At 71.7% G+C, this 13,331-nt stretch carries 10 protein-coding genes and 1 pseudogene; 6 read left to right on the top strand and 5 right to left on the bottom strand.

Going from position 1 to position 13,331, the window contains the following annotated elements:
- Positions 1-15: 15 nt before the first annotated feature.
- The 4 genes from rhaS to DC008_RS31255 are packed head-to-tail and all read right to left on the bottom strand — an operon-like array spanning position 16 to position 4,670.
- Entirely contained in the window at positions 16-1,098 is a 1,083-nt protein-coding gene (gene rhaS, locus DC008_RS31270) for a rhamnose ABC transporter substrate-binding protein (RefSeq protein ID WP_108709861.1), read from the bottom strand.
- 32 nt (positions 1,099-1,130) lie between these two features.
- A complete protein-coding gene (locus DC008_RS31265) occupies positions 1,131-2,123 on the bottom strand; it encodes an ABC transporter permease (protein WP_108709860.1) in 993 nt (330 codons plus the stop codon).
- On the bottom strand, positions 2,116-3,156 hold the full coding sequence (locus DC008_RS31260; protein WP_108709859.1) for an ABC transporter permease: 1,041 nt from the start codon (positions 3,154-3,156) through the stop codon (positions 2,116-2,118). Before DC008_RS31260 ends, DC008_RS31265 begins: the two co-directional genes overlap by 8 nt.
- Positions 3,153-4,670, bottom strand: coding sequence for a sugar ABC transporter ATP-binding protein (locus DC008_RS31255; RefSeq protein ID WP_108709858.1), 1,518 nt, complete (start codon positions 4,668-4,670; stop codon positions 3,153-3,155). The genes DC008_RS31260 and DC008_RS31255 overlap by 4 nt, the downstream gene beginning before the upstream one ends.
- A gap of 294 nt (positions 4,671-4,964) precedes the next feature.
- On the opposite strand from DC008_RS31255, the pseudogene rhaI reads away from it, so the two are divergent.
- From rhaI to DC008_RS31225, 6 genes and pseudogenes are all read left to right on the top strand, one after another.
- Positions 4,965-6,124, top strand: a pseudogene (rhaI, locus tag DC008_RS31250) (L-rhamnose isomerase).
- Positions 6,125-6,234: 110 nt separating this feature from the next.
- Positions 6,235-8,271: a bifunctional aldolase/short-chain dehydrogenase gene (locus DC008_RS31245; RefSeq protein ID WP_108709856.1), complete on the top strand. Its 2,037-nt coding sequence runs from the start codon at positions 6,235-6,237 to the stop codon at positions 8,269-8,271.
- Entirely contained in the window at positions 8,268-9,716 is a 1,449-nt protein-coding gene (locus DC008_RS31240) for a rhamnulokinase (RefSeq protein ID WP_108709855.1), read from the top strand. The genes DC008_RS31245 and DC008_RS31240 overlap by 4 nt, the downstream gene beginning before the upstream one ends.
- 71 nt (positions 9,717-9,787) lie before the next feature.
- Positions 9,788-10,543, top strand: coding sequence for a (Fe-S)-binding protein (locus DC008_RS31235; RefSeq protein ID WP_108709854.1), 756 nt, complete (start codon positions 9,788-9,790; stop codon positions 10,541-10,543).
- Positions 10,540-12,018, top strand: a complete 1,479-nt coding sequence (locus tag DC008_RS31230) for a LutB/LldF family L-lactate oxidation iron-sulfur protein (protein ID WP_108709853.1) — start codon at positions 10,540-10,542, stop codon at positions 12,016-12,018. Before DC008_RS31235 ends, DC008_RS31230 begins: the two co-directional genes overlap by 4 nt.
- Positions 12,015-12,647 (top strand): LutC/YkgG family protein, encoded by a 633-nt coding sequence (locus DC008_RS31225; protein ID WP_108709852.1) that lies wholly within the window; start codon positions 12,015-12,017, stop codon positions 12,645-12,647. The genes DC008_RS31230 and DC008_RS31225 overlap by 4 nt, the downstream gene beginning before the upstream one ends.
- Positions 12,648-12,656: 9 nt before the next feature.
- Here the strand turns inward: DC008_RS31225 and DC008_RS31220 are convergent, their stop codons facing one another.
- Positions 12,657-13,226 carry a TetR/AcrR family transcriptional regulator gene (locus DC008_RS31220; protein ID WP_108709851.1) on the bottom strand — a complete coding sequence of 190 codons (570 nt, stop codon included), beginning with the start codon at positions 13,224-13,226 and terminating at the stop codon, positions 12,657-12,659.
- Between the last annotated feature and the right edge of the window lie 105 nt (positions 13,227-13,331).

Raw genomic sequence — 13,331 nt, 5'->3', positions numbered from 1 at the left:
CGACGCCCCGCGGTCTCAGAAGTCGTACTGGTCGATGTTCTCGGCGTCGAACACGGTCGGCTTGCCGAGGCTGATCACGCCGTCCTTGCCGATCGTGTACTCGCCCATGCCGCCGGCGGTGAAGGTCTCGCCCTCCTTGCCGGTGATCTGCCCGGAGGCCAGGGCGACGGCGGTGCGTGCGGCCAGTTCGCCGAGCTTCGCCGGGTCCCAGAGCTCGAACGCCTCGACGGTGCCGTTCTTGACGTACTTGCGCATGTCGTTGGGGGTGCCGAGGCCGGTCAGCTTGACCTTGCCCTTGTACTTGGAGCCCGACAGGTACTGGGCGGCGGCCTTGATGCCGACGGTGGTCGGGGAGATGATCCCCTTGAGGTTCGGGTACTCCTGGAGCAGGCCCTGGGTCTGCTGGAAGGACTTCTGCGCGTCGTCGTCGCCGTAGGCGACCTTGACCAGCTTGACGTCCTTGTACTTGGGGTCCTTCAGCTCCTCCTTCATGAAGTCGATCCAGACGTTCTGGTTCGTCGCGGTCTGCGCGGCGGACAGGATCGCGATCTCGCCCTTGTAGCCGATCTGTTCGGCGAGCAGTTGCACCTCGGTACGGCCGAGGTCCTCGGCGGACGCCTGGGAGACGAAGGCGTTGCGGCAGTCGGGCTTGGTGTCGGAGTCGTAGGTGACGACCTCGATGCCGTTCTTCATGGCCTGCTTGAGCGCGGTGCACAGGGCGCCCGGGTCCTGCGCGGAGACGGCCATCGCGTCGACCTGTTGCTGGGTGAGCGTGTTGACGTAACTCACCTGCCCGGCGGTGTCGGTGGCGCTGGACGGGCCGACCTCCTTGTAACTGGAGCCCAGTTCCTTCAGGGCCGCCTCGCCGCCCTTGTCGGCGGACGTGAAGTACGGGTTGTTGACCTGCTTGGGCAGGAAGCCGACGGTCAGGCCCTTCTTCAGCTCGGCGTTCGGGTCGGCCTTGCCGGCGGACGCGTTGGAGCCGCCCTCGTTCTTGACGTCCTCCTTGGTGGTGCCGCCGCAGGCGGTGGCGGCGAGGGCGAGCGAGGTGACGGCGGCGAGGGCCGCGCAGGTGCGGCTCAGGGACGACTTGCGCATGGCGGTGGGTCCTTTACGGGGAAGGGCTGGAGTTACGGGGTCGGAGTCGAGGCGGCTCTACGGCCCGCCCTCGCCACGGAGATCTGGCGCGCGACCCGGGGGCCGAGCACGGAGAGCACGAGCAGGACGCCGGTGACGACGATCTGCGACTGGGCGGAGACGTCCTTCAGGCTCATGACGTTCTGCAGGGCACCGAGCAGGAACACGCCGGCGATCGCACCGCCGAGCGTCCCCTTGCCACCGTCGAAGTCGATCCCACCGAGCAACACGGCGGCGACGACGGACAGTTCGAGGCCGGTGGCGTTGTCATAGCGAGCGCTGGCGTAGTGCAGCGCCCAGAAGATCCCGGTGAGCGAGGCCATCAGGCCCGTCACCGTGAACAGGATCAGCTTGTGCCGCTTCACGCGGATCCCGGCGAACCGGGCGGCCTCCTCGTTCGCGCCGATCGCGAACAGCGACCGTCCGAACGGCGTGGCGTGCAGCGCGACGACGGCGATCGCGAACAGCACGAGGAACGGCAGGAAGGCGTACGGGACGAAGGTGTCGCCGATCCGGCCGGCCGCGAAGTCCAGGTACTGCGTGGGGAAGTCGGTCACCGCGTCCGAGCCGAGCACGATCTGCGCGATGCCCCGGTAGGCGGCGAGGGTGCCGATGGTGACGGCGAGGGAGGGCAGGCCCAGCCGGGTCACGAGCACACCGTTGACCAGGCCGCAGACCACCCCGAGCAGCAGGCAGATGGGGATGATCGTCTCGATCGCCATGCCCTGGTTCCACAGGGCGCCCATGACGGCCCCGGACAGGCCGGCGGTCGAGGCGACCGAGAGGTCGATCTCCCCGGAGACGACCAGCAGGGTCATCGGCAGCGCGATGAGGGCGATCGGGAGGGTGTTGCCGATCAGGAACGACAGGTTGAGCGCGTTGCCGAAGCCGTCGACGGTGCCGAAGGACAGCAGGAGCACGACGACGAGGAGGGCTCCGACCACCGTGTCCCAGCGGACGGCGCGCGCGAGGGGGAAGTCAGCCATGGCGGGCGTTCCTCTTCTTGAGGGCGGTGGCCACCCGCAGCGCGACGATCCGGTCGACCGCGATGGCGAGGATGAGCAGGATGCCGTTGATGGCGAGCACCCAGACGGAGCTGACGCCGAGGGCGGGCAGCACGCTGTTGATCGAGGTGAGCAGCAGCGCCCCGAGTGCGGCGCCGTACACGCTGCCGGAGCCGCCGGTGAAGACGACGCCGCCGATCACGACCGCGCTGACGACGGTGAGTTCGTAGCCGCTTCCGGTGCCGGAGTCGACGTTGCCGAACCGGGCCAGGTACAGGGCGCCGGCGAGTCCGGCGAGCGCCCCGCAGACCGTGTAGGCGCCGAGGATCCGCCGGCGCACCGGGATGCCGGCGAGGCGGGCGGCCTCGGGGTTGGAGCCGAGGGCGTACAGCTCGCGTCCGCCGCGGAAGTGCTTGAGGTAGTACGCGGTGACCACCAGGACGGCGAGGGCGATCAGGGCCAGCCAGGGCACGGCCGACACCCCGCCGGAGCCGAAGTCGACGAAGCCGTCGGGGAGGGCGGAGGCGACGATCTGGCGGGAGCCGACCCAGATGGAGTCGACCCCGCGGATGATGTAGAGGGTGCCGAGTGTGACGACGAGGGCGGGGACCTGGCCGAGGCTGACGAGCAGGCCGTTCAGCAGGCCCAGCCCGACGCCCATGAGGACCGCGAGCAGCACGGCGACGACCGGGTTCCCGCCGTCCTGGAGGTAGAGGCCGGCTGCGAAGGCGCTGATGCCGAGGGTGGAGCCGACGGACAGGTCGACGTTGCGGGTGATCACCACCAGGGACTGGCCGGTGGCGACCAGGACGAGGATGGTGGCGTTCAGCAGCAGGTCCTTGATGCCCTGCTCGGTGAGGAACTCGCTGTTGCCGAGCTGGGTGACGGCGATCATCACCAGGAGGACGGCCAGGATGGCGAACTCGCGCATCTTGAACACACGGTCGACCAGACGGGTGCCGCTGGATGCGGGGACGTCGGTCACGGGGGCCTTGTCGGGGGTGGTCACCGTCATGCGGCGGCCCTCCCGGTGGCTGCGGCCATCACGGTCTCCTCGGTGGCTTCGGAGCGCGGGAGTTCGGCGGTGAGGCGTCCCTCGTGCATCACGAGCACGCGGTCGGCCATGCCGAGAATCTCGGGCAGGTCGGAGGAGATCATCAGGACGGCGACGCCGTCGGCGGCGAGTTCGCCGAGCAGCCGGTGCACCTCGGCCTTGGTGCCGACGTCGATGCCCCGGGTGGGTTCGTCGACGATCAGCACCTTGGGGCCGGTGGCGAGCCACTTGGCGAGGACGACCTTCTGCTGGTTGCCGCCGGACAGGGTGGCGACGCTGTCGGCGATCCGGGCGTACTTGACCTGGAGCTTGACGGCCCAGTCGAGGGAGCGGCTGCGTTCGGCGCCGCGGTCCATCAGACCGGCCCGGACGGTCGAACCAAGGCCCGTGAGGCCGATGTTGCGCTCGATGGACAGATCCATCACCAGGCCCTGGGCGCGCCGGTCCTCGGGGACGAGGGCGAGCCCGTTGGCCATGGCGGTGGACGGGGCGCCGCTGGTGAGGGGCCGGCCGCCGACGTGGACCTCGCCGGCGTCCCAGCGGTCGACGCCGAAGACGGCCCGGGCGACCTCGGTGCGTCCGGCGCCGACGAGCCCGGCGAGGCCGACGATCTCGCCGCGCCGTACGTCGAAGGAGACGTCGGTGAAGACGCCTTCTCGCGTCAGCCGGCGCACGCTGAGGGCGACTTCGCCCGGGGTGACGTCCTGCTTGGGGTAGAGCTCGTCGAGGTCGCGGCCGACCATCCGGCGTACCAGGTCGTCCTCGGTCATGCCGTCGACGGGCTCGCTGGCGACGAAGGCTCCGTCGCGCAGGGTCGTGACCCGCCGGCAGATCTCGAAGATCTCCTCCAGCCGGTGGGAGATGAACAGGACGGCGGCGCCCTGGTCGCGCAGGGCGCGGACCACGCCGAAGAGCCGGGCGACCTCGCTGCCGGTGAGGGCGGCGGTCGGCTCGTCCATGATCAGCACACGGGCGTCGAAGGAGAGGGCCTTGGCGATCTCGACGATCTGCTGGTCGGCGATGGACAGGCCGCGCGCGGGGCGGTCGGGGTCGAGCGCGACACCGAGCCGGGCCATCAGGGCCGACGTCGCCTCGCGGGTGGCCCGGTGGTCGATGCGGCGGAGGGCGCGCCGCGGCTGGCGGCCCATGAAGATGTTCTCGGCGATCGACAGGTCCGGGAAGAGGGTCGGCTCCTGGTAGATCACGGCGATGCCGGCGTCGCGGGCGTCGCCGGGTCCGTGGAAGACGACAGGCGTGCCGTCGAGCAGCACCTGGCCGCTGTCGGGCCGGTGCACCCCGGCGAGCGTCTTGATCAGGGTGGACTTGCCGGCGCCGTTCTCGCCTGCGAGGGCGTGCACCTCCCCGGGGAACAGCTCCAGGGAGACGTCCCGCAGGGCGCGGACCGCGCCGAAGGACTTGGAGACGTCCCTGAGCGCCAGAACCGGGGCCGGACCCGTGGTGGACGGGTGGGTCATTGGGGGCTCCTCGACGACACCGGCGGGACGGGCCGCCCGGAAGTCGTGAAAGGTTTCAACTCGGTTGCCGGGACGTTAGGCACGGACCCCATGTCACGTCAATGGGTGCGTGGCGAAATATTGCGGGGCGGGTTGATCGCAGCCACGTCACGGGGAAGCCGCGGCGGCACGGGGGTTGACACCCCTGCGGCAGGCTCATACGTTCCCGTTCTGAATCGTTTCATAGTGCCGTCACGGTGAAACGGTCCGCCGCTCCCCCCATCGATCCAGGTCCCGACGTCACAGGAGCCCTCAGTGACCGAGCTCGCCGCGGTGAAGGCCGCACTCAAGTCCCAGGCCGTCGAAACGCCGTCGTGGGCGTACGGGAACTCGGGGACGCGCTTCAAGGTCTTCGCCCAGCAGGGCGTGCCGCGCTCGCCGTGGGAGAAGCTGGACGACGCCGCCCAGGTGCACGCGTTCACCGGGGTGGCGCCCACCGTCGCCCTGCACATCCCGTGGGACCGGGTCGACGACTACGCCGCGCTGGCCCGGCACGCCGAGGACCGCGGACTGCGGCTCGGCACGATCAACTCCAACACCTTCCAGGACGACGCCTACCGGCTGGGCAGCGTCTGCCACCCCGACGCGGCGGTCCGCCGCAAGGCCGTGGACCATCTGCTGGAGTGCGTCGACATCATGGACGCCACCGGGTCCCGGGATCTGAAGCTGTGGTTCGCCGACGGCACCAACTACCCCGGCCAGGACGACATCCGCGCCCGCCAGGACCGGTTGGCGGAGGCATTGGCCGAGGTGTACGGGCGGCTCGGCGAGGGGCAGCGGATGCTGCTGGAGTACAAGCTCTTCGAGCCGGCCTTCTACACGACCGACGTCCCGGACTGGGGGACGGCCTACGCGCACTGCCTCAAGCTCGGCCCGAAGGCCCAGGTCGTCGTGGACACCGGCCATCACGCGCCCGGCACCAACATCGAGTTCATCGTCGCGACGCTGCTGCGCGAGGGCCGGCTCGGCGGGTTCGACTTCAACTCGCGGTTCTACGCCGACGACGACCTGATGGTGGGCGCCGCCGACCCCTTCCAGCTGTTCCGCATCCTGCACGAGGTGGTGCGCGGGGACGGGTTCGGCTCCGGTGTGGCCTTCATGCTCGACCAGTGCCACAACATCGAGGCGAAGATCCCGGCGATCATCCGGTCGGTGATGAACGTCCAGGAGGCCACCGCGAAGGCCCTGCTCGTGGACCGCGCCGCCCTGGCCGACGCACAGGCCGCCGGCGACGTCCTCCGGGCGAACGCCGTGCTGATGGACGCGTACAACACGGACGTACGGCCGCTGCTGCGCGAGGTGCGCGGGGAGATGGGGCTGGACCCCGATCCCCTTACCGCGTACGCCCGTTCGGGGTGGGCCGAGAGGATCGTGGCCGAGCGGGTGGGGGCGAGCAGGCGGGGTGGGGGGCGTAGGCGTCTGCCGGGTTCTGTTTCATCGCGGACCGCGGGCTCGTGGGGGCTTGCCGCGCACCCCCGCCCCTGGAGGCGCGTTCCGCTCACCCTCTTTTCAAGGACTGGTTGTCATGGTTCACCGTGAAGTCGCCGCTCTGCTCGCTCGCTCTCGTCGGCTGGGGGCCGATCCCCGGAACACCAACTACGCCGGGGGGAACGCCTCCGCCAAGGGGCGGGAGGTCGATCCCGTCACCGGCGGTGACGTGGAGCTGATGTGGGTCAAGGGGTCCGGAGGCGACCTCGGGACACTGGCCGAGGACGGGCTCGCCGTGCTGCGCCTGGACCGGCTGCGGGCGCTGAAGGACGTCTACCCCGGTGTCGAGCGCGAGGACGAGATGGTCGCCGGGTTCGACTACTGCCTGCACGGCAAGGGCGGTGCCGCGCCCTCCATCGACACCGCCATGCACGGGCTGGTCGACGCCGCGCACGTGGACCATCTGCACCCGGACTCCGGGATCGCGCTGGCCTGCGCGGCCGACGGGGAGAAGCTGACCGCCGAGTGCTTCGGGGACACCGTGGTGTGGGTGCCGTGGCGGCGGCCCGGGTTCCAGCTCGGCCTGGACATCGCCGCCGTGAAGGAGGCCCACCCGCACGCGATCGGCTGTGTGCTCGGCGGGCACGGCATCACGGCCTGGGGCGACACCTCGGAGGAGTGCGAGCGCAACTCCCTGCACGTCATCCGCACCGCCGAGGCCTTTCTCGCCGAACGGGGCAGGGCCGAGCCCTTCGGGCCCGTCCTGGAGGGGTACGAGGCACTGCCGGAGGACGGGCGGCGGGAGCGGGCGGCGGCGCTGGCACCGTATGTGCGGGCCGTCGCCTCCCAGGACCGGCCGCAGGTCGGGCACTTCGACGACTCGCCGGCCGTGCTGGACTTCCTGGCCCGTGCCGAGCATCCGCGGCTCGCCGCGCTGGGCACCTCCTGCCCCGACCACTTCCTGCGCACCAAGGTGCGGCCGCTCGTCCTGGACCTGCCGCCCACCGCGCCGCTGGAACAGGCCCTGGCCCGGCTGACCGAGCTGCACACCGCGTACCGCGAGGAGTACGCCGCCTACTACCGGCGGCACGCCCGGCCCGACTCCCCCGCGATGCGCGGGGCGGACCCGGCGATCGTGCTGATCCCCGGGGTCGGCATGTTCAGCTTCGGCAAGGACAAGCAGACCGCCCGGGTCGCGGGCGAGTTCTACCTGAACGCCATCAACGTGATGCGCGGCGCCGAGGCGGTCTCCCGGTACGCGCCGATCGAGGAGGCGGAGAAGTTCCGCATCGAGTACTGGGCGCTGGAGGAGGCCAAGCTCCGCCGGATGCCGCCGCCCAAGGCGCTGGCGACCCGGGTCGCGCTGGTCACCGGCGCGGGCAGCGGCATCGGGAAGGCCATCGCGCACCGGCTGGCCGCCGAGGGCGCGTGCGTGGTCGTCGCGGACCTGAACGGCGAGAACGCGACCGCGGTCGCCGAGGAGCTGGGCGGCCCCGACCGGGCCGTCGCCGTGACGGTGGACGTGACCGACGAGCAGCAGATCGCCGCGGCCTTCCGGACGGCCGTCCTCGCGTTCGGCGGGGTCGACCTGGTCGTCAACAACGCGGGCATCTCCATCTCCAAGCCGCTGCTCGAGACCTCGGCGCGGGACTGGGACCTGCAGCACGCCATCATGGCGCGCGGCTCCTTCCTCGTGTCCCGGGAGGCGGCCCGTGTGATGACCGCGCAGGGACTCGGCGGCGACATCGTCTACATCGCCTCCAAGAACGGTGTGTTCGCCGGCCCGAACAACATCGCGTACGGCGCCACCAAGGCCGACCAGGCCCATCAGGTGCGGCTGCTCGCCGCCGAGCTCGGTGAGCACGGCATCCGCGTCAACGGGGTCAACCCGGACGGCGTGGTGCGCGGTTCGGGCATCTTCGCGGGCGGCTGGGGTGCCCAGCGGGCCGCGGTGTACGGCGTGGAGGAGGCGAAGCTCGGCGAGTTCTACGCGCAGCGGACCCTGCTCAAGCGGGAGGTGCTGCCCGAGCACGTCGCCAACGCCGTGTTCGCGCTGACCGGCGGCGAGCTGACCCACACCACCGGCCTGCACATCCCGGTCGACGCCGGTGTCGCGGCCGCCTTCCTGCGATGAGCGCGGACGTGCGGGCGTACGCGGCGGTCGACCTCGGCGCGTCCAGCGGGCGGATCATGGTCGGCCGCGTCGGCCCCGGGAGCCTGGAGCTGACGGAGGCGCACCGCTTCCCGAACCGGCCGGTGCGGGTGCCCGAGGGCCTGCGCTGGGACGTCCTGGGCCTGTACGCGGGGGTGCTGGACGGGCTGCGGGCGGCAGGGCAGGTCGACTCCGTCGGCATCGACAGCTGGGCCGTGGACCACGGGCTGCTGGACGCGGACGGGGCGCTGCTCGGCAACCCCGTGCACTACCGGGACACCCGCACGGACGGGGTCGCCCGGACGGTGTGGGAGACCGTGCCGGCGGACGAGCTGTACGCGGCCACAGGACTGCAGTACGCGCCGTTCAACACCCTGTACCAGCTGGCGGCCGCCCGGAACTCCGTCCAACTGGCGCAGGCAGAGCGGCTGTTGCTCATCCCCGACCTGATGGCCTACTGGCTCACCGGCGACCAGGGGACCGAGCTGACCAACGCCTCCACCACCCAGCTGATCGACCCACGCACCCGGGACTGGGCGTACGGGCTCGCCGACCGGCTGGGCGTGGACCTGAGCCTGTTCGCGCCGCTGCGGAGTCCCGGCGACCCGGCGGGGGTGCTGCGCGCCGAGGTGCTGGAGGAGACGGGGCTCGCCGGGCCGGTGCCGGTGACCGCGGTCGGCTCGCACGACACCGCCTCCGCGGTGGCCGCCGTACCGGCGGAGGGCGAGCGGTTCGCGTACATCTGCACGGGCACCTGGTCGCTGGCCGGGCTGGAACTGCGGGCCCCGGTCCTGACGGAGGAGAGCCGGGCCGCCAACTTCACCAACGAGCTGGGCCTGGACGGCACGGTCCGCTATCTGCGGAACATCATGGGGCTCTGGCTGCTCCAGGAGTGCCTGCGGGCCTGGGGCGACCCCGAGTTGGACGGGCTGCTGCGGGAGGCGGCCCGGATGCCCGCGCTACGGTCGGTCGTGGACGCGGGCGACGCCGCGTTCCTGGCGCCGGGCCGGATGCCTGAGCGGATCGCCGGGGCGTGCCGGGCGTCGGGGCAGCCGGTGCCCGAGACGCCCGCCGAGATCACCCGCTGCATCCTCGACTCGCTCGCGCTGGCACACCGGAGGGCCGTCCAGGACGCGCAGCGCCTCGCCGGTCACCCGGTCGACGTCGTGCACGTGGTCGGGGGCGGGGCGCGCAACGCCCTGCTGTGCCGGCTGACGGCCGACGCGTGCGGGCTGCCGGTGGTCGCCGGCCCGGCCGAGGCCGCCGCCCTGGGCAACGTCCTCGTCCAGGCGCGGGCCCACGGGCTCGCCGGCGATCTGGACGGGGGGCGGCGCCTGTTGCGCCGTACGCAGCCGCTCGCCCGGTACGAGCCGGGCGGGGACCCGGCGCGCTGGGCGGCGGCGGAGGCCCGGCTCGCCCGGCCGTGAGCGGGTCTCCCCGTGAGCGTGTCGCCGCACTACCCTGCACTCGTCCGATGACCGACCCCGAAGGAGCCGCGATGCGTGTCGCCCTGTTCCTGACCTGTGTCAACGACACGCTCTATCCGGACACCGGCCGTGCCGTGGTGAAACTGCTGACCAGACTGGGCGTCGACGTCGACTTCCCGATGGCGCAGACCTGTTGCGGGCAGGCCCACTACAACACCGGCTACCGGCATGAGGCGGAGCCGTTGGCGCGGCATTTCTCCGATGTCTTCGGGGAGTACGACGCGATCGTCACCCCGTCGGGCTCGTGCGGGGCGATGGTGCGGGAGCTGTATCCGCGGATGGGCGAGCGGGCCCGGGCCGAGGGGCGCGGCGACTCGCTCGCGGCCACGCTGGCCCCGGTGGTGCCCCGGACGTACGAGCTGACGGAGTTCCTGGTGGACGTGCTGGAGGTGACGGACGTCGGGGCGTACTACCCGCACCGGGTGACGTACCACCCGACCTGTCACGGGCTGCGGTCGCTGGGGCTCGGCGAGCGGCCGCTGCGGCTGCTGCGGGCCGTCGAGGGCCTGGAGCTGGCCGAGCTGCCGGGCGCGGAGGAGTGCTGCGGCTTCGGCGGCACCTTCGCGCTGAAGAACCCGGACGTCTCGGCGGCGATGGGCGCGGACAAGGTGCGCAACGCCGCGTCGACGGGCGCCGAGGTGCTGTGCGCGGCCGACAACTCCTGTCTGATGCACATCGGCGGCACCATGGCCCGGCTGCGGACGGGGATGCGGCCGGTGCACATCGCGGAGATCCTGGCGAGCACGAAGGAGGACCCGGCCGTATGAGTGGCACGTTCGTCGGGATGCCGGCGTTCCCCGAGGCCGCCCGGGAGGCGGTGCACGACGCGACGCTGCGGGGCAATCTGCGGCACGCCACGCACACCATCCGCGCCAAGCGCGCCAAGGCGGTCGCCGAGGTGTCGGACTGGGCGACGCTGCGGGAGGCGGGCAAGCGGATCAAGGACCACACGCTGCGCCGTCTGGACCGGTATCTGGAGCAGTTGGAGGAGTCGGTGACGGCGGCGGGCGGCACCGTCCACTGGGCCGCCGACGCCGACGAGGCCAACCGGATCGTGGCCGATCTGGTGAAGGCGACCGGCGAGTCGGAGGTCGTCAAGGTCAAGTCGATGGCCACCCAGGAGATCGGGCTGAACGAGGCGCTGGAGGCGGAGGGCATCCGCGCCTACGAGACCGATCTCGCCGAGCTGATCGTGCAGTTGGGCAGGGACCGGCCCTCGCACATCCTGGTCCCGGCGATCCACCGCAACCGCGGTGAGATCCGGGACATCTTCCGCCGCGAGATGGGCGAGTGGGGCCGGCCCGCCCCCGACAGGCTGACGGACACGCCCGCCGAGCTGACCGAGGCCGCCCGGCTGCATCTGCGGGAGAAGTTCCTGCGCGCGAAGGTGGGGATCTCCGGCGCCAACTTCATGGTGGCCGAGACCGGCACCCTGGTCGTCGTGGAGTCCGAGGGCAACGGGCGGATGTGCCTGACGCTGCCCGAGACACTGATCTCGGTGGTCGGCATCGAGAAGATCGTGCCCACCTGGCGGGACCTGGAGGTGTTTCTGCAGACCCTCCCCCGCTCCTCCACCGCCGAGCGCATGAACCCGTACACCTCGATGTGGACCGGCACCACCGACGGGGACGGGCCGCGCGCCTTCCATCTGGTGCTGCTCGACAACGGGCGCACCGACACCCTCGCCGACGAGGTGGGCCGGCAGGCCCTGCGCTGCATCCGCTGCTCGGCCTGCCTCAACGTGTGCCCGGTGTACGAGCGGGCCGGCGGGCACGCCTACGGCTCGGTCTACCCGGGCCCGATCGGCGCGATCCTCAGCCCCCAGCTCCGGGGTACGGGGAGCGAGATCGACGCGTCGCTGCCGTACGCCTCGTCGCTGTGCGGTGCCTGCTACGAGGTGTGCCCGGTCGCCATCGACATCCCCGAGGTGCTGGTGCATCTGCGGGAGCGGGTCGTCGAGGGCGGCCAGGTGACCTCGCGGGGCGACAAGGTGGTCCTCAAGCCGGCGAAGGGGCACGCGGCCGAGCGCGCGGCGATGCGGGCCGCGCGATGGGCGTTCAGCCGTCCGGCGGCTCTGCGCACCGGCCAGAGGCTCGCCTCGCGCACCCGGCGGCTGCATCCGCGGACGCTGCCGGGACCCGGCCGGGCGTGGAGCGGGACGCGGGATCTGCCGCAGGTGCCGGCGGAGCCGTTCCGGGACTGGTGGCTGCGGACGAACGGCGGAAAGGACGGAGCGAAGTGAGCGCCAGGGAACGGATTCTGGGCCGGGTGCGGCGGGCGCTGGCGGATGTGCCGCCGGGTGAGGACGCGCCGGTCGAACGGGACTATCTGCGTCAGCACGGGAAGCGGACCGTCGAGGAGACGGTGGACCTGCTGGCGGAGAACCTGGCGGACTACCGGGCGATCGTGCACCGCGCGGACGCGGAGGAACTTCCGGACCTGATCATGCGGTTGCTGGCCCAGCGCGGACCACAGTACGTGCTCGTGCCGCCGGGGCTGCCGCCGGAGTGGCTGTCGGCCGCTGATCCCACGCGCGTGCACGACCGCGAGATCAGCACGGCGCGAGAGCTGGACAAGGTGGAGAGCGTGGTCACCGGCTGCGCGGTCGCGATCGCCGAGACCGGCACCATCGTTCTCGACGGCTCCCCCGACCAGGGCCGCCGCCGCATCACGCTCGTCCCCGACCACCACATCTGTGTCGTGCGGGTCCCGGAGCAGGTCGTCTCGTCCGTCCCGCAGGCGCTCGAACGCCTCGACCCGGCCCGCCCGCTCACCTGGATCTCCGGGCCCTCGGCGACCAGCGACATCGAGCTCGACCGGGTGGAGGGGGTGCACGGTCCGCGCACCCTGGAGGTGGTGCTGCTGGGCTGACGGCGGCCGTCAGTCCACTCCGGAGGTGTCCAGGAGCAGGGTCACCGTGTCCGTGGTCAGACCGTCCAGAGTCTCGACGCCCGCTCCGGCCCGCGCGTTGGCGCCGTCGAAGACCAGCATGAGCTGACGGGACAGCAGGTCCGGGTCGCCGGCGCCGCCCTGTTCGGCCTGGGCGCGGAAGTAGTCGCGCATCCCGTCCTTGGCGCCCCGGGCGACCACACTGGCCGGGTGGTCGGGGTCCTTCAGCTCGACCAGCGCGGCGAGGTAGGGGCAGCCCAGATAGGCGGGCTCGGCCGCGCTCTTCTCCAGCTGCTCGAACACGTGCAGGATCCGCTCGCGCGGGGTCCCGGGCTCCTGCTCGGGCAGGATCAGGTCGGCCTCGTACGCGGGGAGCCGACGCTCCAGACTGGCCGCCAGGACCTCGTCCTTGGAGGCGAACAGCTGGTACATGGACCGCTTCGAGACCCCGGCGGTGCGGCACAGCGCCTCGACGCCGATGGACACTCCGTCGCGGTAGAAGAGCTCGCCCGCCGCGTCGAGGAGCCGGTCCCGCGTGGACGCCTTGTCTGATGTGGCCATACCCGGGAGGGTACCGCGCGAAGGACCGCGAGGAAACCGATCGGTATACCATCTTCCGGCACCCGGAACGGTCGTGGCATCATCTACTGAACAAGCGCTTGGACA

It is taken from the genome of Streptomyces nigra, from assembly GCF_003074055.1.
GTDB classification, from domain to species: Bacteria; Actinomycetota; Actinomycetes; order Streptomycetales; family Streptomycetaceae; genus Streptomyces; species Streptomyces nigra.
Note: the sequence above shows the minus strand (reverse complement) of the source record. Positions and strands in the feature narration are given on the sequence as shown.

Bases quoted from the DNA above. Each gene is read 5' to 3' on its own strand.
- DC008_RS31240 (WP_108709855.1), top strand. From the start codon at position 8,268: ATGAGCGCGGACGTGCGGGCGTACGCGGCGGTCGACCTCGGCGCGTCC.
- DC008_RS31255 (WP_108709858.1), bottom strand. From the start codon at position 4,670: ATGACCCACCCGTCCACCACGGGTCCGGCCCCGGTTCTGGCGCTCAGG.
- rhaS (WP_108709861.1), bottom strand. From the start codon at position 1,098: ATGCGCAAGTCGTCCCTGAGCCGCACCTGCGCGGCCCTCGCCGCCGTC.
- DC008_RS31265 (WP_108709860.1), bottom strand. From the start codon at position 2,123: ATGGCTGACTTCCCCCTCGCGCGCGCCGTCCGCTGGGACACGGTGGTC.
- DC008_RS31235 (WP_108709854.1), top strand. From the start codon at position 9,788: ATGCGTGTCGCCCTGTTCCTGACCTGTGTCAACGACACGCTCTATCCG.
- DC008_RS31260 (WP_108709859.1), bottom strand. From the start codon at position 3,156: ATGACGGTGACCACCCCCGACAAGGCCCCCGTGACCGACGTCCCCGCA.
- DC008_RS31245 (WP_108709856.1), top strand. From the start codon at position 6,235: ATGGTTCACCGTGAAGTCGCCGCTCTGCTCGCTCGCTCTCGTCGGCTG.
- DC008_RS31220 (WP_108709851.1), bottom strand. From the start codon at position 13,226: ATGGCCACATCAGACAAGGCGTCCACGCGGGACCGGCTCCTCGACGCG.
- DC008_RS31230 (WP_108709853.1), top strand. From the start codon at position 10,540: ATGAGTGGCACGTTCGTCGGGATGCCGGCGTTCCCCGAGGCCGCCCGG.